This is a genomic window from Sphingobacterium daejeonense, assembly GCF_901472535.1.
Lineage (GTDB): Bacteria > Bacteroidota > Bacteroidia > Sphingobacteriales > Sphingobacteriaceae > Sphingobacterium > Sphingobacterium daejeonense.
Genome location: NZ_LR590470.1, coordinates 3917296 through 3938896, shown reverse-complemented (window position 1 = coordinate 3938896; position 21601 = coordinate 3917296). Strand labels below are relative to the sequence as shown.

Below are 21601 nucleotides of genomic sequence, written 5' to 3'. Positions count from 1 at the left end.
TTTCGAAAATTAAATAATTATTAAATATTCATTTTGTAAATGTTTAGTCTATCACCGGCTATTCATTTCAATGGAGATGGTGGAAAATGAAAACAGACGTAAACAAGATAGAATCTAGAGAAGCGCAAGCGGCCCCGGTCGTTAAGCGGGATAATTCTAAGATCTACTTTTTCGTAATTGCAATTGCAGCCCTGCTTGCTACAAACATATATTTTTATGTAAAATATAAGTCCTCTGGCGAGAAACTATATACAGTTACCCTACAGAAAGAAAATTTACAGATAGAAATAGATCGTATTGAGGCGGAATTAGATAATATAAAATCTGAAGGCATTTCTAGTACAGCAGCATTGGTATCTGCCGAGCAATCCGCTCGTCAGAAAATTGAGGATTTACGAAAAGGGCTCGAAAAAAATGAAATATCCGGTCCACAAATTGAGGCTGCCAAATTAGAGGTTTCTCAATTGAAGGATCAGGTATCTAAAATGAAGGACGATTTTACAGCCTTGAAAATCAAGAATCAATTGTTGGCTGAAACCAATAATGAACTTAATGAAAAGGTCAAAGAAAATGAAGCGAAAACAGCATCTTTGGTGAATGAACGCAATGTTCTGAGCGATAAGATTGCCAAAGCATCCTCAGTTAAGGTTTCTAATGTTCATATTGTAGGAATCGAAGAAAAAAGAAACGGGTCATTGGAAAATGAAAACCGTGCAAAACGTATTGATAAACTTCAGATCAACTTTACGATTGCAGACAATCCTTTGGCTGCGATGGGAAAAAAGAACGTTTACGTAAGAATTATCAATCCTAAAGGAAATCTAATTGCTAATTCGGAAGATTTATTTTTTAGTGCATGGTGAGAAGCTTCAATACACTTTTAAAGAAGCTATCGAGTTCAATAATAACGGACAGGAATATCAATTCATGTGGTCGGATGACACCCACAAATTCCAAAAGGGAGCATATACCGTATTATTGTACGCAGATGATGCCATTATGGGTAGATCATCTGTCGTGTTTAAATAGAAAGGTTATTTTTTAAACATATGAAAAGGAGCTGGTATTGTACCAGCTCTTTTTTTTGTCATAGTTCAAGGACAATATGATTTATTAAAAGTATTTTTAGATCCAGGTAAGATTGACACAATCAAGAGCATGCTTTGCAAAAGATCTAAGAGCATTCCTTACACATTTCAATGGCATCTGATAATATACCCATATATACCAATGTCATTAAATTTAGCGTGTTAAACAAACATTCCAAGCTGATGGCGTTGTGTTGGATGTGATTCGCCGTGGTTGGTGAAAGCACCTACCACTATTGTTTTTAAATCATAAAAGAATGTGTCATCTTGAGCTTTAGCTCAAGAAACTATTTTGTCGCTTTATGTTATAAAGTGTGAGAGTCCTATCAAATTCCTTGCACTACAAAATAATCATCCGACCATTTTATGGTCCGTTTTTATTAATCCTGTGTTTCTTTGTAAACTGGAAGAATGATTGTGAATGTTGTTCCGATTCCTTCGAATGTTACGAATGATATATCGCCATGCATTGACTCTACGGTTTTTTTGACAAATGCCAATCCTAAGCCAGTACCGGAGCTTTTGGTCGTAAAGTTTGGTTGGAATATTTTAGGAATTACATCCCCTGGGATTCCCATACCGTTGTCTTTGACTATGATTTTGATTTTATCAACATCGAGGTATTCGACCAGAATGCTAATAAGGTGTTTTTTACGGCCTATTGAGGCTTCTATTGAGTTCTTGATCAGATTATTGAAGGATCTGAGAAGTTGGTCCTTATCGCCTAAAACATACACTGCTTCATCATCCGTATTGTTGATGATCTTAATGTATGTATTGTGGTTATTGTGGTATACGTTTGCTGACTTGTTGATTTTTTCGATAATATTAATCTTCGCAAGGTTTGTATCAGGGAGTTTCGCAAAATTGGAGAACTCTGTTGCGATCTTGCTTAAGCTGTTTATCTGTTCGATAAATGAGTTTGATATTTTGAAAAAACGTTCTTCAAACCTTGGGTCATTTTCGGTATAACTTCGGTTCAGTTGTTGAATTCCCAATTTCATTGGGGTGAGGGGGTTCTTGATTTCATGTGCGATTTGTTTTGCCATTTCGCGCCATGCGTATTCCCTTTCCGCATTCAACAGTTGTTTGGCATTTTCTTCCAATTTCACGATCATAAAATTGTATTCCTTTACTAATGCACCGATTTCATCATCTCTTTCCCAATAGAGTGGTTCATTTGGTTTATTGCTGAAGATAGTTTGCGAAAGCTTTTTCCCGATTAAGTTCAAAGGTTTGGTAATCGAGTTGGCAACCATAACTGTTAAAAAGCCTAGACCTAATATAATAATGGTATAAATATTCAATAAGGTATTCAACAATAAGTTCTGGCTTTCATTTTCCTCTTCAACAGAGGTAAAATATGGAATGTTCAAGAACAATATATTATTGTACTGGTTATTTTTGATAGTTGCGTAACTAGAATTGTATTCAAAATTCAATATTCTTTCCTTGTTGAAGGAATCAGTTTTCTTTAAAACGTTTAGGTTATTGAATGCTATAGGATTAATGAATTTTGACACTAAACCCATATCATATATTTTGGGCTGTGATGAAAATATCAGTTTACCGTTTTTATTATAGAGGTTGATATCAGTCACTGATTTTTCTGAGAACTCTTTCACGAATTCTTGGATTTGAGTTTCCGTTAGATTGTCAGAAGATTGGATTTTGTTTTCAATTTTTTTGACAACATCCATTATGTAACTCAATCTCTGTTGCACCTTAGATTTCTCTAACTGTCCAGATATACTGATAAAGGAGATTAAACCAGAGATTACAATTGCGAAAATTACGACCCCAATGATCATGGTTTGAATCCTGGTACTATACTGAATCCTGTTTATGATGAGCTTAAAATGGTATCGGATACTTCTAACATTGAATGATTTCTGAGTAATTGTGCTGAAGAAATATTTGATACTGTCAAAAATCAAGAAGCATATATATAGACATAAAAATAAGAAAGAGAATACGGCGACTGACTGCCATAAGCTCAGCTGCGGTGTACTTACCACCAAGGTTGTATTCTCATCCGGTTTATATACTACATTGAAGAACCCGTTATAATCTTCTACATTTACGTACTCTTCGACTTTACCACCAAACATTTCGTCTTTGTTGGGATAGGTGAATGCGCCATTTTGTGTGACTAGCGCACCGTCTCTATAGAGTGCAAAAGAAGTTGCATTACTTTGGTAACCTCTAATAAATTCAACTTTACTATCCGAAAGGATTTCCGGATAAGGCAATGAAGTGCCGTATGCTCTGTTTTTAAGATTTAAGAACACTTGTACGACTTGATCTTCAGCTTCATTGATAGGAATGTCAAACTGTAGAAAATATTCATGTGTTCCCAAATCACTTCGGACACGATAGAAGTGTTCTGTTTGCTGAACTTTTGTGGATTTATTGATTACTTTCTCACGATATTCATCAATTTTATTATTGTCATAAGAACCTAGCGGTTTATTATTATAATAATAAAATGCGCTGAATTCGAATTTTGATAAATAACCGCTGAAGTAGGTGTTCTTGATATAATCATTGATAATATCGGTCTGGGTATTTGGCAGACTGATTGCAAATGATTGTCTCAATCCTTCATCGGCAACGATCCTTTTCTCCAAATCGACGAATAGAGCTGTGGCATTAAGGTCATCCTCAGCTTCCAATTGGTTGACCGTCACTTTCATTTCCCTTTCTACTTTTTCCTCCAAGCTTCTGGTGTATACAGAGGTAGTCATAAATGCCAAGAAAACTAAAGTCAAGATAAAGGTAGACATTGAAAGATGAACCCTTACTTTACTATAAGCCCTTAGCATAATCACACCGGCTAGGAATATATTGAAGAAAGTATTTTCCCCAATCAGGATAGCATTTAGTATTATCGAAGTTACTAGTGCAATCAATTGAATGTTAAGGAAAGATGTGGTATTAGGTAATATAGATTTTAATATATTGACTACGGTGTCTATAAAATAAAGTAGGATCACCATATTGATACACATGATCAATATATTGAACCAACTGTATGAATTGAATGATAGGAGGTTTGTCAGATCAAGAGTAACGGCAGTACTGTTCGTTATCAGGGTTGATAAGTGGAAAAACAGGAGGTTACTGATAAAATAGATCGATAGTATTGCGATCAAAGAAACTATTGTGGATAAATTTGCCGATAGGTTCTTTAGTCTAATCTTGAGGTAAGGTTGAATTGCACGGAAATAAAATACGAGCCATCCAACCAGTATAGTTGTCATAAAGAATCCCCATAGGTTAGGCAACAGAGGGCTGTAAGCGTAATATTTGGGGTCAAAGAGACCAATACTTGAAGTCGTTGCTAACCAGTTTGTATTCAGATCGACATACCTTGTCAATACCAGGGTCAATGTGAAAAATATCAAGGAAAACCAAGGTTTACCTCTTTTAGCAATCATTAAGCAAATATTGTTTACCAGGATTAAGAAGCAGATACATGCGAACACCCAACATATAAATTGGATATCCATGAAGATATTATCTTGTTTTCCTTGGTTTAATTTTACAGAGAACAGATAAGATCCATTTTTGCTGTAAATATTCTTGATGTTCTCCGAATCCGTATAATCAGCTATTGTAAGATTATTTGTGTTAATAAGATCTTTGAAGAAGTGATTTTCGAGATATTGATTGGTTATGGAGAAGTGTGTTTTTATTGGTATTAGAGCGAGTACAGATGTATTTGCTGTTAGGTTTTTCCTTTTGATAATAAAGGATCGATTGTCTTCTTGGATGAAGACGACGTCCGACTGTATTCCCCCATCTGTTAGCGGTACATAGATGTTATTGCTCCAAAATATGGGTTTATGATCTTTGTATATATAGAAGAATATCTTGTGCTTATCGGCGTATTTATTGGTTGCATCGAGAACTTGAGTAGGGTATACCTCAACATTCACGAAAGCTTTCATTAGGTTGGAATCAGCAAAGAGGTCGTCAACGATTTCCTCGTATTTATTAATGCTGTTTGAAAGAGTTCTTGTATCTAATTCTAACATGTCATCCTTGGTAATCATGTTGTTTATCATGATTGCCGTTGCCAAGAAGGATACTGTTAGGATTAGTAAAAGTATTCTTATTTTGTTACCCATTTAATTTGTTTTTCCGAAGGGTAAATATAATAAAAAACTCCTCGCAATTACCATTACGAGGAGTTTTAAAGAGAAATTCACGCTTAGTGTTGGTGAACGTCTTCTTGACGGAAGAATTTTGCCGTAAAATATTCGCGGTTCATTCTTGCGATATTAGTCAATTTAATGCCTTTAGGACATTCTGCTTCACAAGCTCCTGTGTTCGTACAGTTTTCCGAATCCTTCAGCATCCATTTGGTCTACCATTGCTTGCGCACGTTCGTAGCGTTCAGTTTGACCTTGAGGCAATAGTGCAAATTGGGAAATCTTAGCAGAAACGAACAACATTGCAGAAGCGTTTTTACAAGCTGCAACACATGCTCCACATCCGATACAAGTAGCGGATTCGAATGCTTCGTCAGCTACTCTTTTAGGGATAAGGATATCGTTTGCATCTTGAGGTCCACCTGTGTTGATATTGATGTAACCACCTGCTTGTTGAATTCTGTCGAAAGAAGTTCTGTCAACAGCTAAGTCTTTCAATACAGGGAATGCAGCAGCTCTCCACGGTTCGATTACGATGGTTTGTCCATCATGGAAAGAACGCATGTGTAACTGACAAGTTGTAATGCCGTATTTAGGGCCATGTGGGCGTCCGTTGATCACTAGGGAGCACATTCCACAGATACCTTCACGACAGTCATGATCAAAATAAATTGGATCTTCACCTTTGCGAGTCAAGTCTTCATTCACCACGTCAAGCATTTCTAAGAAAGACATATCGTCAGCGATGTCTTTAGCTTGGATCGTTACGAATTGACCTTTGTCATTTGAGTTTTTTTGACGCCAAACTTTTAGCGTTAAATTCATATGTGCACTCATAATAATATTTTTGAGTATGCAATGGCTTCGTTAGAAGCCATTGAGCTTATTTATAACTTCTTTGTGTTAACTTAACGTTTTCGAATATCAATGGTTCTTTGTGCAATATTTCCGGTTGGTTATCACCGTTGTATTGCCAAGCTGCAACATATGGCATATTCATCATCATTACGTTTTGCTTCTCCTTCTTCAGTTTGTGATTCTAGTCTGAAGTGACCACCACAAGACTCATTTCTGTTCAAAGCATCGTCAACCATTAATTCTCCTAATTCCAAAAAGTCTGCAACGCGTCCAGCTTTTTCCAACGACATGTTCAATTCTTCGTTAGCACCTAATACGCGAGCATCAGTCCAGAATTCTTTGCGTAATTCTTGGATCAATCCTTTAGCTTTTTGTAATCCTTCAGCAGTACGCGCCATTCCACAGTATTCCCACATGATATGGCCTAGTTTTTTATGGATATCATCTACTGTTTTAGAACCATTAAGTGCCAATAATTTGTTGATTCTATCCTCAACATCTTTACGAGTTTGTTCGAATGCTGGGTTATTTTTGTCTACTGGTTTGAAGTTTCCGATTTTTGCTAAGTAATCACCTACAGTGTAAGGAATAACAAAGTAAACCATCTGAAAGACCTTGCATCAATGCAGAAGCACCTAAGCGGTTAGCACCGTGGTCTGAGAAGTTTGCTTCCACCCAAACAATAAAGTCCAGGTACGGTAGTCATCAAGTTGTAATCAACCCATACACCACCCATAGTATAGTGAACAGCCGGGTAGATACGCATTGGTTGCTCATATGGGTTTTCGTCAGTAATTTGATAGTACATGTCGAATAAGTTACCATATTTAGCTTCAACTACATCTCTTCCTAAGCGTTGGATTGCTTCAGCAAAGTCCAAGAATACCGCTACTCCAGTTTTACCAACACCACGTCCATCGTCTACCATTTCCTTCGCGTTACGAGAAGCAACGTCACGAGGTACTAGGTTACCGAATGAAGGGTATTTTCTTTCCAAGAAGTAATCACGGTCATCCTCTTTAATATCTTTAGGCTTGATTTCTCCTTTACGAAGTTTTTCAGCTAATTCTACCGTTTTAGGAACCCATACACGTCCATCATTACGTAATGATTCGGACATCAAGGTTAATTTAGATTGGTGGTCACCAGTTACGGGGATACAAGTAGGGTGAATTTGAGTATAGCAAGGGTTTGCGAAGTAAGCACCACGTTTGTGTGCTCTCCAAGCAGCCGTTACGTTACATCCCATTGCATTTGTTGACAGGAAGAATACGTTTCCATATCCACCAGTACAAAGCAATACGGCATGTCCTTCGTGTGCTTCGATTTCACCAGTCACCAAGTCACGAGTTATAATTCCTTTCGCTTCGCCATCGATTTTCACTAAATCAAGCATTTCGTGGCGAGTATAAGATTTTACTTTTCCTTTTTCTATTTGGCGGTTAAGAGCAGAATAAGCTCCTAACAATAATTGTTGTCCAGTTTGACCACGTGCATAGAAAGTACGGGATACCTGAGCACCCCCGAAAGAGCGGTTATCTAATAAACCACCGTATTCACGAGCAAAAGGTACACCTTGTGCGACACATTGGTCGATGATATTACCAGATACTTCAGCCAGACGGTAGACGTTTGCTTCACGCGCACGGTAGTCACCACCTTTGATTGTATCGTAGAACAAACGGAAAACAGAGTCACCGTCGTTTTGGTAGTTTTTAGAAGCATTGATACCACCTTGCGCTGCGATAGAGTGCGCGCGTCTAGGTGAATCTTGGTAACAGAAAGTTTTAACGTTGTAGCCTAGTTCAGCTAAAGCAGCAGCAGCAGATGCTCCTGCCAAACCTGTACCAACAACGAGAATGGTAAACTTACGTTTGTTGGCTGGGTTTACCAGCTTCATTTCAAATTTATGTTTGGACCATTTTTCGGCCAATGGGCCTGAAGGTACTTTTGAATCTAACATATCCTTTATTTATTTATAAGATCTTGCGTGAGCTTAATCTGTAAATAACCTATTTAACAAAATAAAAATACAATGGCATTGCAGCGAAAAGGATCGGGATAATGATACCGAATACCCATACACCGATAGCTCTGATAATTCCATTGTAGCGTCTGTGGTTGAAACCAATCGTTTGAAATGCTGATTGGAAACCATGGATCAAGTGGAATGCTAATGCAGCCATACCGATAACATACAAACCAACCAACAATGGGTTTTTGAATGTTTCTTCCACCTGTCTGTATAAATCTTTGGATTTGATTACTTCTACACCATTTTCAGGGTATTCAACATATCCATTGTAATCAGAAGGGATATCGTCCAATTTGACAACTTCTTGATTTCCAGTTGCTAGTTCCGTACGGTACTCTACATATGGAGTTGTTCCGAACTTGTACTGATACCAAAAGTTTTGCATATGCGTAACAATGAAAATTAATAGGATCGTTCCTAAAATTCCCATGTTGCGAGAGTTCCATGCACTGTTTGCTTTACCATCATACTGGTTGTATTCAATTGGTCTTGCTGCTTTATTCTTAGTAGTTAAGATCAATGCATAAACCGCGTGGACAATGATAGAAAGATAAAGTAAGTAGGATACTACTTTAATAGGGGTAAAGTGGGTCATGAAATAAGCGTATTTGTTAAACGCATACCCCGCATCATCTTTGAATAGTTGTAAGTTACCAATCAAGTGAACAATTAAGAAAGTACATAAGAACAATCCCGTCAAGCTCATGATTAGTTTCTTCCCTAGTGAAGATGTTAATACTGGCTTTGATTTACTCATTATTACTATGAATTTAATTTAAGTACGCAAATCTATCTATTTGGTGACACAAAAATGAGATTTATATATAAAAAAGGCCTAATTTAGAATGGTTCTAATTTCTACTAAAAAAATAGGCCTGATTTTTATCAAATCAGGCCTTAAATTTTTAGTTCTTTATCTACTATAAGAATGCATATCCCAATCCAATTGACCACATGCTGATCTTTTGTTTATGGTTAGCATCTTGGCTAATGTTATTCAATCCATGCTCATATCTCAAATCGATTGTAAATTTGCTGATATCCGCACCGACACCACCGATGATACCAGTAGATGATTTTTTGTATGTATCAGGGTCAGTCACTTGAGTTACTTTTCCGTCATGAGCGAAAGAGAACACTGGTCCTGCTTGAATACGTACACCTACAGGTCCTAAACCAATTCTAGTACCTAAAAGGATTGGCATATCTAAACTTTTGAAAGTTGCTTCACCATTTTCTCCATCTTCGGTTTCGTATCCAGCGTTTTTTTGTGCGTAATAAAGTTCCGGTTGCACGTGGAATCCTGCGATTCCTACACGTCCCCATAGACCTGCTTGGAAACCTGCTTTAGTATCTGAATTCAACCATTTTCCTTCTGATTTTAGACTCGAGAAGTTTACTGCGCCTTTAATACCTAATTTGAAGCTAGGTAATAATTGAGCTTGCGTAGCCTGAACGCAAAAGAATAAGGCAGCTAATCCAAGTAAGATTTTTTTCATGTCAAAAATTTATATATTTACTAATTCCAAACACTAAAATAGAAGTTTTTATTCAATTAGCGTAAATCAATATGTACAATTTTAAGATTCGTGCCAATGAATGGCCTATCCTCAAACTTAAATTGCAAAGAAAATATAATCATCTTACGGATGCCGACTTGGAGTTTCAAGAAGGGCAAGAAGATGATTTATTAAGGCGTTTAGCAAAACGATTAAACCGTAATATAGATTATGTTATTTTCACGCTTTCAAAAGAAATGGTGGATTTAGACTCGAATCAACTATAATCAAAACATGGATAAATTTATTAGTTGGGAAGATTTTGAGCAAGTAGACCTTCGTGTAGGAACTATTCTGGAGGTTTCTGATTTCCCAAAAGCCAGGAGGCCCGCCTATCAATTGCATATTGATTTTGGTCCAGAGATCGGGATATTAAAATCGTCGGCTCAAATCACCTATCATTATACCAAGGAGACTTTAGTAGGCAGGCAAGTAGTTGCAGTTGTTAATTTTCCGAAAAAGCAGATTGCGAATTTTATGTCGGAATGTTTGGTAACAGGGTTTGAGGATGAGCATGGTGAAATAGTGTTAACAAGTGTGGAACAGCAGGTTCCGAATGGATCCAAGTTGAAGTAATGAAGATTTATAATTTCGAAGAAGATTTAGACCGTCCAAGTCCAAGTTTGGATGAACAATATATGCAGGAAGCGTTAAAGCTTGCCAAGCGTGCCTTTGAGGAAGATGAGATACCAATTGGTGCCATCGTTGTATCGAATGGTAAAATTATCGGTAAGGGCTACAATATGACAGAGCGATTGAACGATGTAACTGCCCATGCGGAGATGCAGGCATTTACTGCTGCGGCAAATTTTCTTGGCGGTAAATATTTGAAAGATTGCACGTTATATGTGACTGTTGAACCCTGTGTCATGTGTGCCGGAGCGAGCTATTGGACACAAGTGAGCAAGATTGTGTATGGAGCAAGAGATGACAAAAGAGGCTATTCTACCATTGCGGAAAAAATCATTCATCCCAAGACTATTGTTCAATCTGGGGTTCTCGAGCGAGAGTGTGCTGAACTTATGATGTCGTTTTTCCGTAATAAACGTTGAGTTATCCACAAAATGGACGTAAACGAAACAAAAACGCCTCTAAATTGTTATATTCGTATTATTGATAATTAATAAATAAAATATAAACGTTATGGCATTTACATTAGAACCATTACCTTACCCAGCGGACGCATTAGAACCATCAATCGATAAAGAAACAATGATTATTCATCACGATCGTCACCATCAAGCTTATGTTGACAATTTGAATAAAGCTATTGCAGGTACTGATGCAGAGAATCTTTCATTGGAAGAGATTCTTAAAAATGTAAGCAAATATCCAGCTGCGGTTCGCAACAATGCAGGTGGTGTTTGGAATCATGATTTATTTTGGAAGGTTTTAGGTCCAAACGCTGGAGGCGAGCCTACTGGTGAATTGGCAGAAGATATTAACGCTACTTTTGGTTCATTTGATGACCTTAAGAAAAAACTACAAGAAGCAGGTGCTGGAAGATTTGGATCTGGTTGGTCATGGTTGATCGTTGGTGAAGATGGCAAATTAGCAGTTGTTTCCACTCCAAATCAAGACAATCCATTGATGGATGTTGCTGAAGTTAAAGGTACACCAATCTTTGGAATCGACGTTTGGGAACATGCTTATTACTTAAAATACCAAAACAAGCGCCCGGCCTACTTAGAAGAAATCTTCAATGTAGTCAATTGGGATGATGTAGCTAAGCGTTACCAAGAAGCTAAAAAAGGTTAATCTATAATAACGATTGATCACTCGAAGCGGATGTCTGAAGAAGATGTCCGCTTTTTTGTTTAAAAGTTTGTTTATTACGCTGTTATCGGTGTTTTTATAGAGTTTATTGAAAAATTTATAAACATTTATTTTGTATCTTTGTGATATAAAATCGAAATATGAACAAAATATGTTTATTATCGGTTGAGATATGTTTTCTCAAGCTTATCTATTATTAGTAATTTCGAATTGAAATTTTAGGGGAATAGCATGAAGGGTATAATTCTTTGTTATATTTAGTTATTTCTCTGTTCTTAAGCATATTATGCTTAGGGTTTTGAGTTTTTTATGAATCAAATTAATATTTATTATTATGTTAAAAGGATTTTTTAACGTTCCTACTCCTACAAATGAGCCTGTATATTCATACGCTCCAGGAACTAAAGAAAGAAGTTTGTTGAAAGAAGCTATTGCGGCTGCAAGAGCCTCTGAAATTGATATTCCAATGTACATTGGCGGCGAGGAAGTTCGCACGAATAAAAAAGTAAAAATTACTCCTCCTCACGATCACAAGCATGTTTTAGGTTACTTCAACCAAGGAACCAAAGCAAATGTTAAGGACGCTATCGAAGCTGCTTTAGCTGCAAAACCTGATTGGGGAAAACTTACCATGGGAGCAACGTGCTGCGATTTTCTTGAAAGCGGCAGAATTGATTTCTACAAAATACCGTTATAAGTTGAATGCAGCAACTATGCTAGGTCAATCAAAAAATGCATACCAAGCAGAGATTGATTCAGCATGCGAGATTGCAGATTTCTTGCGTTTCAACGTGAAATACATGAGTGAGATCTATCAACAACAACCTCCTATCAGTCCAAAGAATGTTTGGAATAGGGTAGAACAACGTCCTTTAGAAGGATTTGTATTTGCCTTAACACCATTCAACTTTACAGCGATTGCAGGAAATCTACCTACCAGCGCTGCTATGATGGGTAATGTTGTAGTATGGAAACCAGCTAACACACAGATTTATTCTGCGAATGTGTTGATGGAGATTTTCAGAGAGGCGGGAGTTCCTGCAGGCGTTATCAACTTGGTTTATGTTTCAGGTCCAGATGCTGGGGACGTTATCTTCAAGCACCCTGATTTTGCAGGTATTCACTTTACCGGATCTACTGGTGTATTCCAAGATATTTGGAAAACTATTGGTGAAAATATCCACTTGTACAAAACGTATCCTCGTATTGTTGGAGAGACCGGTGGTAAGGACTTTATCTTAGCACATCCATCTGCTGATCTAGAAGTATTGAATACGGCGTTGGTTCGCGGTGCATTCGAATTCCAAGGACAAAAATGTTCTGCTGCATCACGTGCATATGTGCCTAAATCATTATGGAAAGATTTGAAGAAAATGATGGAGCGTGACATCAAGACTTTCAAAATCGGTGGGACAGAAGATTTCAGCAACTTTATCAATGCTGTAATCGATGAAAAAGCATTTGACAAGATTACCAAATATATCGACAGAGCTAAGAACTCCAAAGATGCTGAGGTTGTGATCGGTGGTGAATATGATAAATCAAAGGGGTATTTCATTAACCCAACCGTTATCGTTGCTAAGAAAGCTGACTATGAGACCATGAGTGAAGAGTTGTTTGGTCCAGTTTTAACGATCTTTGTTTATGATGATAAAAAATGGAACGAGACTTTGAAAGTTGTAGACCAGACTTCTATCTACGCCTTGACAGGATCTATCATCGCTCAAGACCGATATGCGATCAACCAAGCGACACAAGAATTGCGCAATGCTGCAGGTAACTTCTACATCAACGATAAATGTACAGGAGCTGTAGTTGGCCAGCAACCATTTGGTGGAGCTAGAGGATCAGGTACAAACGATAAGGCCGGATCAATGATCAACTTATTGCGTTGGGTTTCTCCAAGAACAATTAAGGAGACCTTCAATCCTGATGTTGACTACCGTTATCCATTCTTAGCTGAGGAATTATAAGAATCAGTTCAAAACATTTAGATATAAGAACCGCCATTGAGAAATGGCGGTTTTTTTTTGACTCTTGTTCCACTCTCCTTCCACTCTCCTTCCACTCTCAGTCCTCTTTCCTTCGGACCTTGTTCGGACCTTGTTCGGGTGTTTTCCGAAGCAGCTCCGAACAAGGTCCGAAGGAGGTCCGAACGAGAGACGAAGGAGAGTGGAAGGAGTTACATGTAAGAGATATGAGATGTGAGATATGGGATGTGAGATTTTAGGCACAAGACACAAGACATTAGACAAAAGACACAAGACATTAGACAAAAGACATTAGTATTATGGTAGTTGCTTAATATTGCTTTAAATGCTTGGTATTTTTTATTAAATTGATGCCAGAAGATTGGGGAAAGTTCTCTTCGATTTTCTTTGGCCATTTTGTATGCTACCGATGGCATTTAACCAGATAAAGCTTAAATAATATATGTTCAAGAGATTGTTTTTATTGGAATGGCGTTCATTTTTTCGGTCTGCAGATTTGGGAAAAGGTATTGCGGTAAAGTTGTTGTTGGGCTTTTTGGGTTTATATTTTCTAGTATCGTTTTTGACACTTGGTATATCCTTGCATTTTCTATTAAAAGAATTGAAGCCAGATGATGAGCCCATCTATATGGTCAATAAATTTTTATTGATATGGTTTTGTTTCAGCTTTTTCATCCGGGTTATGTTTCAGAAACTTCCATTATTGAACATCAAACCATTGTTGATTCAAAATATTGATAGGAGAACTATAGTCAATTATACCTTATTCAAGACGGTTTACTCGTTTTGTAATTTTTTGTTGTTGGTTACGATCGTGCCATACGTGATTATTACCTCCCGAGTTACTGATTTCTCGAATATCCAGTTGTTGGGTTGGGCAATTGCAGTCATTGGTTTTGAGTATGCCATCAATTTTTTAAATCTCTACATTCAAAAGAATTTCAGCAGCGGATTCAAGAAAGTTATTCCATTTGTAGTAGTTGCCTTGCTATTGTTTTGTTTGGATTATTTCGGTTATTTCTCCATAACTGATTTGTTTGGGTCGTTTTTTACGCTGGTATTGACTTATCCGGTTTTGTTTTTGATTCCTGTTTTGTTAGTATTTCTTACTTATTTTATGCTTTTCAAGGATATACAAAGGAATATGTTTCTTGATGCTTATTTGCAGGTGGAGCGGAGTGAGTTTAAGGCTTATGATTTGGCTTGGACAAATCGTTTTGGTGGTTTGGCTCCATTTTTACAGTTAGATCTAAAGTTGTTATGGCGTTCCAAACGAGCAAGAAATACGGTTATAGTGTGTCTATTGTTTTTAGCGTATGGTTTGATATTTTATACCAATCCGGAATTAAGGGATTCGTCGATGTTGGTATTCGTGGGTATTTTTATCACGGGTATTTTTGTGATCAATTTTGGGCAATTTGTTCCGTCCTGGGACAGTGCATATTATTCGATGTTGATGACCCAGAATATGCCACTTAAACAATACTTAGAATCGAAAGCTATCTTGATGTACATTTCAATAGGGATATTGGCGGTTTTGAGTACGGCCTATTTATATTTTGGTTTAGATATTTTGTGGATCAATATTTCGTGCGCTATTTATAATATGGGGGTTAATGTTCCTTTGATTCTTTATTTTGGGTCGATGAATAAAAAGAGGATTGATTTGGACAATGGAAACTTTTTCAATTATCAGGGTACTGGCGCTGCACAATGGTTGGTTAGTTTTCCATTGATATTGATACCGATAATTATATGGGTTTTAGTCAAGTCTTTCTTTGGTTTACATGCAGCTAATATTGTATTGATATTTTTGGGAATAATTGGTCTTGCGCTGCGGAATGAAATTATCACGATGATTGCGAAGAAATACAGGGACAATAAATATAAAATGCTAGCAGGTTTTAAAGAGGTAAACAATTAAAAAGATCAATTGATTGAATCATGATTGAAATAAGAAACTTAAGTAAAAGTTATAAAAATGTGGAGGTTTTGAATATTCCGCAATTACATATTGGTAAAGGTGAAAGTGTTGGTTTGGTAGGGAATAATGGCGCCGGTAAGACGACCTTATTCAGTTTGATCCTAGATTTAATTCAACCAGATACTGGGGAAGTATTGTTGAACAAACTTCAAGTTCATGGTCATGATGATTGGAAGAGGTTTACAACTGCTTTTGTTGATGAGAGCTTTTTGATAGGGTATCTAAGTCCTGAGGAGTATTTTTATTTTTTGGGTGAATTGCGGGGAATGAATAAGGTTGATGTGGATTCTTTGGTTTCAGAATATGAAGAATTCTTTAATGGGGAGGTCATAGGAAAACAGGTTTACATCCGGGATTTGTCCAAAGGTAATCAGAAGAAGGTCGGAATTGTTGGGGCTTTGGTTGGCAATCCTGAGTTAATTATATTGGATGAACCCTTTGCAAATTTAGATCCTAGTACGCAGTTTAGGTTGAAGAATCTGATCAATCGGTTTGAAAGAGAGGAAGGATGTAACCCTATTGATATCTAGTCATGATTTATCGCATACCGTTGATACTGCTGATCGTATTATTGCTTTGAATAAGGGTGTTGTTGTTAAAGATTCGCTGAAGACAGAGGAGACGTTGGCGGAATTGAATTCGTTTTTTGCGGTTGAATAACGCAAGTCTGTTGGGGCTTCGGCTCCGCTCAGCCACCGGGCTGCTCGTAAGACTTGGGCTAGCTAAGCTTTAGATGGTTGGTGGGGACACCAACCATGGCGTGCTTCGACTCCGTTCAGAAACCGTGCTTCGCTAGCAGTATAATTTCTTTAGCCTTTGGTCATTCTGTTGATGATGGTGCCGTCGTCTAGGTTGAGTGATATCTGCAAGTTTTTGGCTGCTGCTGAAATATCGACATAGGTTCTGTTTCCGGCTTTTGGGCCGCCGCCGATGATGACATAGTAATTGTGGTTTTGGTCGGGAGGGTGGAAGCTATACTTATGTGTATGTCCAGAGATTACTGCATCGACATCATTATTGTTAATGAGTTCATGGAAGCACTGGTGGTTGTGTTTTGTGCCATGCCAATCGTCCGAATGTTGGAATGGAATATGGGTAATCACCAAGGTATGTTTCGCTTCTCTTCTTTCTTTAGACTGCAATACTTTTGCTAACCATTCTTTTTGTTCCAATCTATAGTTATCATAATCGACTGTTCCTCCATATACTTCATGGTCATCTGGTTTGTCTTCGCCACTATCTAAAATGATCCAATAAATAGGTCCCATTCTAAAAGCTTGGTAGAATTTATTTTCTGGGCAGTCAAAGTATCTTTTATAATCCCTGGCAAAACTGCCCCTTGTTTCATGATTTCCTCTGATCATGAGGAAAGGGTCTTGCTAGCAAATTTTTCTCCTATAGGCTTTAAAAGTTTATCTGTGAGATCCTGTTGGTTGGTAACATAATGGAATAAATCACCATTTAGAAATACCAGGTCTTTTTTTGCAAGTTTACTTTTATCATACAGAAAAGCATAGCTGTCTTTATCTTCATGAATGTCATTCAGAATTAAGCAGTTGATGCTGTCTTGTTTCAAGGTTGGTAATGTAATGTCCAATGGCTCAGATTGAATTTCTTTGCCATATTCGATCTTATAGGGTTCAAATTTTGTTATCTCTTTAGCGGCGACTCTATATTTTAGTTTTCCATTTTTGGTCGGTACTTTAAACTTGAATACTTCGGCATTGGCATTTCTCATTCCGTCTTCCACTTCATAAACTTTGGTGAGGACCTGATTATTTTCATCAAGGACTTCTACCCAAGCGAGACAAGGTTTATTGAAAATTGAACAAACTGTTATAGTGTTGTCTTTTAAATTTTGGAGGTATGGTGGGCATGCGAATGCGAACTCATCGATTTTTACTTCAGCGAATTTGTTGGCGTAGGATGGCGTACTTGCTCCGAGGCCGATTAAGCCTAAGCCTTTTAGGAAATTTCTTCTGTTAAAGCTCATGATATTTTGGTTAGATCGGTATAAAATTAACAAAAAAAACAGCAACTAAAATTAGCTGCTGTTCTATATTAACTCCTTTTTTGAAACCTAGTGGAGTTTTTGTAAAAAATGATCTGAACTATTCTTCTTCTTTAAGAGCGACTTGGTCCAAGTCTTGTCCGGTTACTTCTGCTCTGATTTTTGTTTTCCAATTCATCCATTAGATCTGGGTTGTCCAACAATAGAGTTTTCACAGCATCCCGTCCTTGACCTAATTTAGTATCGCCGTAGCTGAACCATGATCCTGATTTTTTCACGATTCCGTACTCTACACCTAGATCTATAATTTCACCTACTTTAGAAATACCTTCACCGAACATGATGTCGAATTCAGCAATTCTGAAAGGAGGAGCGACTTTGTTTTTCACGATTTTAACTTTTACACGGTTACCTGATACTTCATCAGAATCTTTGATTTGTGAAGTACGGCGGATATCCAATCTTACAGAAGCGTAAAATTTCAGCGCATTACCACCGGTTGTAGTTTCAGGGTTACCGAACATCACGCCAATTTTTTCGCGCAATTGGTTGATGAATATACAGCAACAGTTCGTTTTTGCGATTGTACCGGTTAACTTACGTAATGCTTGAGACATTAAGCGAGCTTGGAGTCCCATTTTAGACTCACCCATTTCACCTTCGATTTCACCTTTCGGTACCAATGCCGCTTACTGAGTCAATTACGATTACGTCGATTGCTCCTGAACGGATTAAATTGTCAGCGATTTCAAGGGCTTGTTCACCATTGTCTGGTTGGGATATCAAAAGGTTTTCGATATCTACGCCTAATTTTTGAGCATAATATTTATCAAATGCGTGTTCAGCATCAATGATTGCTGCTATACCACCTTTTTTCTGAGCTTCAGCTACAATATGAGTTGCCAGGGTTGTTTTACCAGAAGATTCTGGTCCATAGATTTCGATGATTCTTCCTTTTGGAACACCACCAATGCCTAACGCGATATCCAAACCTAATGAACCTGTAGAGATCGATTCAATTGGTTCAACAGCTGAATCCCCAAGTTTCATAATCGTACCTTTACCGTAACTCTTTTCAAGTTTATCTAAAGTAAGCTGTAATGCTTTTAATTTGTCTGAGTTGCTCATATTTTTAGTATAATGTTGTCAAAAATAAATTATAATATTGATATCTACAAATAAAATGCTAAAAAAATTAGTTAATTAATTTTTCTTTTTAAAAATACTTGATTTTTGGGAATAATAAATGAATAAGATGCTATAGAATCGTTAATCTTTTGCTACCACCTTTGCTTTGTAGTTTTTTTCGAAGTATTTGCAGAAGTATGTTATCGGGCATATCTCACATTTTGGGGTTTCTTGCCAGGCATATATATCTGCCATGTAATATTAACCAATGATGTGCTATTGCTATAGTGTCTTTAGGTAAATGTTTTACCAATTGTTTTTCAGCTGCTAGGGTGTGGTTGCTCTATTGGTAAGCCCTATTCTCGCTGCTACCCGAAACACATGCGTATCGACTGCCATTGCCGGCTTATGATAAACGACTGATGATATTACATTTGCAGTTTTTCTACCAACCCCTGGCAATTTAACAAGGTCTTCTACTTTTTCTGGGATTTCTCCATTGAATTCGCTCAATAATTTTTGTGCCATTCCAACAAGATGCTTAGCCTTATTGTTTGGATAGCTGACTGAACGGATATAACTGAATACTTCCTCCACGGAGCTGTTTGCTAGGGATTCAGGATCTGGATATCTTTCAAAGAGTGCTGGTGTAATTTGATTTATTCTTTTATCGGTGCATTGAGCAGACAGAATTACAGCGATTAGCAATTCGAAGGGATTACCATAGTTTAATTCAGTCTGAGCTTCAGGGTTGTGGGTAGAGAAATACTCAACAAAAGCCTTATAACGTTCTTTTATCAGCATAGACAAAGATAATAATAATTACAGGGAGAAATAAGTGAGAAGTTTGAATAGGTAAAAGCGACGAAGCCATTCTTCTTAGAATGGCTTCGTTATTATAAGTTACTGAAGGTCTTAGAGTAGTTGAGGATATTTTCAATTGTTCTGTCTTCTGGATCTTTAGACAATTGTTGTATGCAACTTTGATTTTTTCCTCGAATGATAATTCAAGATTGTTTTCTTGAATAATACCTGAAAGTTGACCTTCGTAATTTACTTCTTTAATGTTAGTAGAGTTTTCGACCATAAGCATCTTGTTTTTCTTTCTAAACGCAAGATACTAAGCAATATTGTGAAAAATTTAACATTTTTTTACTTTTTTTTCGAAACTAATTTATTAGCCTCTTCAATTGCTTTGTAAGCATTGACAATTCCTCCACTTACACTTATTTCATCCAGATACACTCTTTTAGAACCGCCTTCAGACTTCACTTTTACTTTTTGGTCTACCTTTGTTACAGATTTCATGATTACTTTCTTTTACCTGTTCGGCAGTTAATGTTGGGTAATACGCTCTGATCATTGCTGCTAACCCAGCTACGACAGGGGCTGCCATTACTTGTTCCTTGGTTTTCTTTGTATTTAGATTCCGGAATTGTGGAGTTAATTTTGACACCTGGAGCAAATACATCTACACTTCGATATCCATAGTTTGAGAATTCAGCTAAAAGATCAGAATCTTGTTTTAGGCCCGTTGCTCCTACCGTAATCCAATTTTTGGCTTCACCCACTACAGCATCTAGGCTGTCAGTGAAATATTTAGTAGGGTAATTTTTCTCTTTATCATTGTCTTGGGCGTCATTACCAGCAGCATGTACTAACAATACATCTTTAGATTCTGCATATTTCACTGCATCGTCTACTGTTTTTTTGTTATATACATATCCTTTACCAAAGCTCATGTTGATTACTTTAGCTCCGTTATCTACGGCATAAACGAATTCCATTCGCTACGTCTTTGTCTCGTTCATCCTCCATTAGGGACTAAACGCACTGCCATAATCTGAACATTGTCTGCAACGCCGTTAACTCCTTTGTTATTATTACGTTTTGCACCAATGATACCTGCTACGTGCGTTCCGTGTTCAGCATCTGGACCTTTTACGTCATTATTTCCATAGATACGTTCAGATGCGTCTTCATAATTATCTCCTACGATACCTCTAGGGTCGAATTCTTTGTTTAAGTGAAAATCCGCTTGATCAGTGAAATATTTAACACCATCAGATACATCGTTATAAAATTTCTCGAAAGAGCCATTATCCAATTCTTTCTTAGCTACTCTGATGACCATTTTTTGGCGGTCAGAAGTTGTTTGATAAGCATCTAAGTCAGCTTTGGTAATATCTTTAACATCCTTACCAATTGTTTTTACGATTCCATCCAATTCAGTTTTCAGTCCACCGTAATTCACTTTACCAAAAGAAGCTTCTTCCATTTTGGTTGTATAATCGGTGATCATTTTTTGGTAAGCCACGAACTCTCTTCTTTCTTTTTCAGAAAGTGGAGTTGAAGGCAGGACAGAAATATATTTTGGTTCGTAGATTCTAATCAATCGAGTAACTTCTAGATTGTCTTGGTCTACATTTTTACCATCTTTTCCACCTATGAAGTTCCATCCATGTACATCGTCGATATATCCATTGCCATCATCATCCTTTCCATTTCCTGGAATTTCTTTAGGGTTTGTCCACAATACATCTTTGAGGTCTTCATGTTGAATGTCGACACCACCATCTAGTACAGCCACAATTACTGGGTTTGCTTTTTTGCCTTTCAATAATTCTTGAGCTTTTTCGGTACTTATACCCATGTACCCGTCTTTTTGGAAATCCAGATTATACCAGTTTTCTGGGGTTTTAGATGTTTTATCTTGGCTAAAGCCAAGTGTTGGAAGAATTCCTAAAGCTAAGTAGCACAGAAATTTATTTGTTCCTATCATATTTTTATAGATTATAATTCGACAAATTTAAGATTTTCAACAAGATGCTTTTGTTAATTAATCTAAAAATCGTTAAAAAAATGTCTTAATTTTAAACTTTCAATAACCAAATTAATTTAAATGTATGAAAGATAAATATGTAATTGGTTTAATATTATCTATAATGATTTCATCTTGTTCCCCAGAGAGTAGTACAAAGAAAGAGCCTTTGAGTTGGCCAAATGCTACGGCA

Annotated in this window: 17 protein-coding genes and 5 pseudogenes; 9 read left to right on the top strand and 13 right to left on the bottom strand. The window is 37.1% G+C overall.

Annotation, left to right across the window (positions count from 1 at the left end):
- Positions 1 to 86: 86 nt before the first annotated feature.
- A complete protein-coding gene (locus tag FGL31_RS18825; RefSeq protein WP_232046971.1) occupies positions 87 to 863 on the top strand; it encodes a cell division protein ZapB in 777 nt (258 codons plus the stop codon).
- Positions 853 to 1029 (top strand): DUF8428 domain-containing protein, encoded by a 177-nt coding sequence (locus tag FGL31_RS26705; RefSeq protein WP_232046970.1) that lies wholly within the window; start codon positions 853 to 855, stop codon positions 1027 to 1029. The genes FGL31_RS18825 and FGL31_RS26705 overlap by 11 nt, the downstream gene beginning before the upstream one ends.
- Before the next feature lie 439 nt (positions 1030 to 1468).
- Here FGL31_RS26705 and FGL31_RS18820 read toward each other — a convergent pair whose 3' ends face one another.
- The 5 genes and pseudogenes from FGL31_RS18820 to FGL31_RS18800 all read right to left on the bottom strand — a co-directional run bounded on the left by FGL31_RS18820 (position 1469) and on the right by FGL31_RS18800 (position 9637).
- The gene (locus tag FGL31_RS18820; RefSeq protein WP_138093746.1) at positions 1469 to 5221 is read right to left on the bottom strand and encodes an ATP-binding protein; all 3753 of its coding nucleotides are present in this window, start codon (positions 5219 to 5221) and stop codon (positions 1469 to 1471) included.
- Positions 5222 to 5304: 83 nt separating this feature from the next.
- A pseudogene (locus FGL31_RS18815) lies at positions 5305 to 6082 on the bottom strand (succinate dehydrogenase/fumarate reductase iron-sulfur subunit).
- Between the two features lie 46 nt (positions 6083 to 6128).
- Positions 6129 to 8066, bottom strand: a pseudogene (locus tag FGL31_RS18810) (fumarate reductase/succinate dehydrogenase flavoprotein subunit).
- A 49-nt stretch (positions 8067 to 8115) separates the two neighbouring features.
- Complete coding sequence (locus FGL31_RS18805) at positions 8116 to 8895, bottom strand: succinate dehydrogenase cytochrome b subunit (protein ID WP_138093744.1); 780 nt, start codon at positions 8893 to 8895, stop codon at positions 8116 to 8118.
- A gap of 163 nt (positions 8896 to 9058) precedes the next feature.
- On the bottom strand, positions 9059 to 9637 hold the full coding sequence (locus FGL31_RS18800) for a porin family protein (protein ID WP_138093742.1): 579 nt from the start codon (positions 9635 to 9637) through the stop codon (positions 9059 to 9061).
- A gap of 71 nt (positions 9638 to 9708) precedes the next feature.
- On the opposite strand from FGL31_RS18800, the gene FGL31_RS18795 reads away from it, so the two are divergent.
- From FGL31_RS18795 to FGL31_RS18765, 7 genes and pseudogenes are all read left to right on the top strand, one after another.
- The gene (locus FGL31_RS18795) at positions 9709 to 9924 is read left to right on the top strand and encodes a hypothetical protein (RefSeq protein ID WP_138093740.1); all 216 of its coding nucleotides are present in this window, start codon (positions 9709 to 9711) and stop codon (positions 9922 to 9924) included.
- A 7-nt stretch (positions 9925 to 9931) separates the two neighbouring features.
- Positions 9932 to 10273, top strand: a complete 342-nt coding sequence (locus FGL31_RS18790) for a tRNA-binding protein (protein WP_138093738.1) — start codon at positions 9932 to 9934, stop codon at positions 10271 to 10273.
- Positions 10273 to 10749, top strand: coding sequence for a nucleoside deaminase (locus FGL31_RS18785; RefSeq protein WP_138093736.1), 477 nt, complete (start codon positions 10273 to 10275; stop codon positions 10747 to 10749). Before FGL31_RS18790 ends, FGL31_RS18785 begins: the two co-directional genes overlap by 1 nt.
- Before the next feature lie 91 nt (positions 10750 to 10840).
- Positions 10841 to 11455 (top strand): superoxide dismutase, encoded by a 615-nt coding sequence (locus FGL31_RS18780; protein ID WP_099370373.1) that lies wholly within the window; start codon positions 10841 to 10843, stop codon positions 11453 to 11455.
- A 352-nt stretch (positions 11456 to 11807) separates the two neighbouring features.
- Positions 11808 to 13446: pseudogene (pruA, locus tag FGL31_RS18775) on the top strand (L-glutamate gamma-semialdehyde dehydrogenase).
- Between the two features lie 460 nt (positions 13447 to 13906).
- A complete protein-coding gene (locus FGL31_RS18770) occupies positions 13907 to 15388 on the top strand; it encodes a DUF5687 family protein (protein ID WP_138093734.1) in 1482 nt (493 codons plus the stop codon).
- 20 nt (positions 15389 to 15408) lie between these two features.
- On the top strand, positions 15409 to 15978 hold the full coding sequence (locus FGL31_RS18765; protein ID WP_232046969.1) for an ATP-binding cassette domain-containing protein: 570 nt from the start codon (positions 15409 to 15411) through the stop codon (positions 15976 to 15978).
- Between the two features lie 279 nt (positions 15979 to 16257).
- Here the strand turns inward: FGL31_RS18765 and FGL31_RS18760 are convergent, their stop codons facing one another.
- The 8 genes and pseudogenes from FGL31_RS18760 to FGL31_RS29285 form a co-directional block, all read right to left on the bottom strand.
- Entirely contained in the window at positions 16258 to 16812 is a 555-nt protein-coding gene (locus FGL31_RS18760) for a metallophosphoesterase family protein (protein WP_138093732.1), read from the bottom strand.
- Entirely contained in the window at positions 16809 to 17441 is a 633-nt protein-coding gene (locus tag FGL31_RS18755) for a hypothetical protein (RefSeq protein ID WP_138093730.1), read from the bottom strand. Before FGL31_RS18755 ends, FGL31_RS18760 begins: the two co-directional genes overlap by 4 nt.
- Positions 17442 to 17559: 118 nt before the next feature.
- Positions 17560 to 18587 (bottom strand): annotated as a pseudogene (recA, locus tag FGL31_RS18750) (recombinase RecA).
- A gap of 141 nt (positions 18588 to 18728) precedes the next feature.
- Positions 18729 to 19391 (bottom strand): annotated as a pseudogene (nth, locus tag FGL31_RS18745) (endonuclease III).
- On the bottom strand, positions 19369 to 19674 hold the full coding sequence (locus FGL31_RS18740; protein ID WP_138093728.1) for a hypothetical protein: 306 nt from the start codon (positions 19672 to 19674) through the stop codon (positions 19369 to 19371). The pseudogene nth and the gene FGL31_RS18740 overlap by 23 nt, the downstream one beginning before the upstream one ends.
- 65 nt (positions 19675 to 19739) lie before the next feature.
- Entirely contained in the window at positions 19740 to 19895 is a 156-nt protein-coding gene (locus tag FGL31_RS29295; RefSeq protein ID WP_317131080.1) for a hypothetical protein, read from the bottom strand.
- Positions 19896 to 19897: 2 nt separating this feature from the next.
- Complete coding sequence (locus tag FGL31_RS29290; RefSeq protein ID WP_317131079.1) at positions 19898 to 20374, bottom strand: S8 family serine peptidase; 477 nt, start codon at positions 20372 to 20374, stop codon at positions 19898 to 19900.
- Between the two features lie 20 nt (positions 20375 to 20394).
- Positions 20395 to 21369, bottom strand: coding sequence for a S8 family serine peptidase (locus FGL31_RS29285; RefSeq protein ID WP_317131078.1), 975 nt, complete (start codon positions 21367 to 21369; stop codon positions 20395 to 20397).
- Between the last annotated feature and the right edge of the window lie 232 nt (positions 21370 to 21601).

Coding starts and splice junctions, on each gene's coding strand:
- FGL31_RS18790 (WP_138093738.1), top strand. CDS start 9,932: ATGGATAAATTTATTAGTTGGGAAGATTTTGAGCAAGTAGACCTTCGT.
- FGL31_RS29290 (WP_317131079.1), bottom strand. CDS start 20,374: ATGGAATTCGTTTATGCCGTAGATAACGGAGCTAAAGTAATCAACATG.
- FGL31_RS18825 (WP_232046971.1), top strand. CDS start 87: ATGAAAACAGACGTAAACAAGATAGAATCTAGAGAAGCGCAAGCGGCC.
- FGL31_RS18805 (WP_138093744.1), bottom strand. CDS start 8,895: ATGAGTAAATCAAAGCCAGTATTAACATCTTCACTAGGGAAGAAACTA.
- FGL31_RS18740 (WP_138093728.1), bottom strand. CDS start 19,674: ATGGTCGAAAACTCTACTAACATTAAAGAAGTAAATTACGAAGGTCAA.
- FGL31_RS18820 (WP_138093746.1), bottom strand. CDS start 5,221: ATGGGTAACAAAATAAGAATACTTTTACTAATCCTAACAGTATCCTTC.
- FGL31_RS18785 (WP_138093736.1), top strand. CDS start 10,273: ATGAAGATTTATAATTTCGAAGAAGATTTAGACCGTCCAAGTCCAAGT.
- FGL31_RS18760 (WP_138093732.1), bottom strand. CDS start 16,812: ATGATCAGAGGAAATCATGAAACAAGGGGCAGTTTTGCCAGGGATTAT.
- FGL31_RS18765 (WP_232046969.1), top strand. CDS start 15,409: ATGATTGAAATAAGAAACTTAAGTAAAAGTTATAAAAATGTGGAGGTT.
- FGL31_RS18770 (WP_138093734.1), top strand. CDS start 13,907: ATGTTCAAGAGATTGTTTTTATTGGAATGGCGTTCATTTTTTCGGTCT.
- FGL31_RS18800 (WP_138093742.1), bottom strand. CDS start 9,637: ATGAAAAAAATCTTACTTGGATTAGCTGCCTTATTCTTTTGCGTTCAG.
- FGL31_RS18780 (WP_099370373.1), top strand. CDS start 10,841: ATGGCATTTACATTAGAACCATTACCTTACCCAGCGGACGCATTAGAA.
- FGL31_RS29295 (WP_317131080.1), bottom strand. CDS start 19,895: ATGAAATCTGTAACAAAGGTAGACCAAAAAGTAAAAGTGAAGTCTGAA.
- FGL31_RS18755 (WP_138093730.1), bottom strand. CDS start 17,441: ATGAGCTTTAACAGAAGAAATTTCCTAAAAGGCTTAGGCTTAATCGGC.
- FGL31_RS29285 (WP_317131078.1), bottom strand. CDS start 21,369: ATGATAGGAACAAATAAATTTCTGTGCTACTTAGCTTTAGGAATTCTT.
- FGL31_RS18795 (WP_138093740.1), top strand. CDS start 9,709: ATGTACAATTTTAAGATTCGTGCCAATGAATGGCCTATCCTCAAACTT.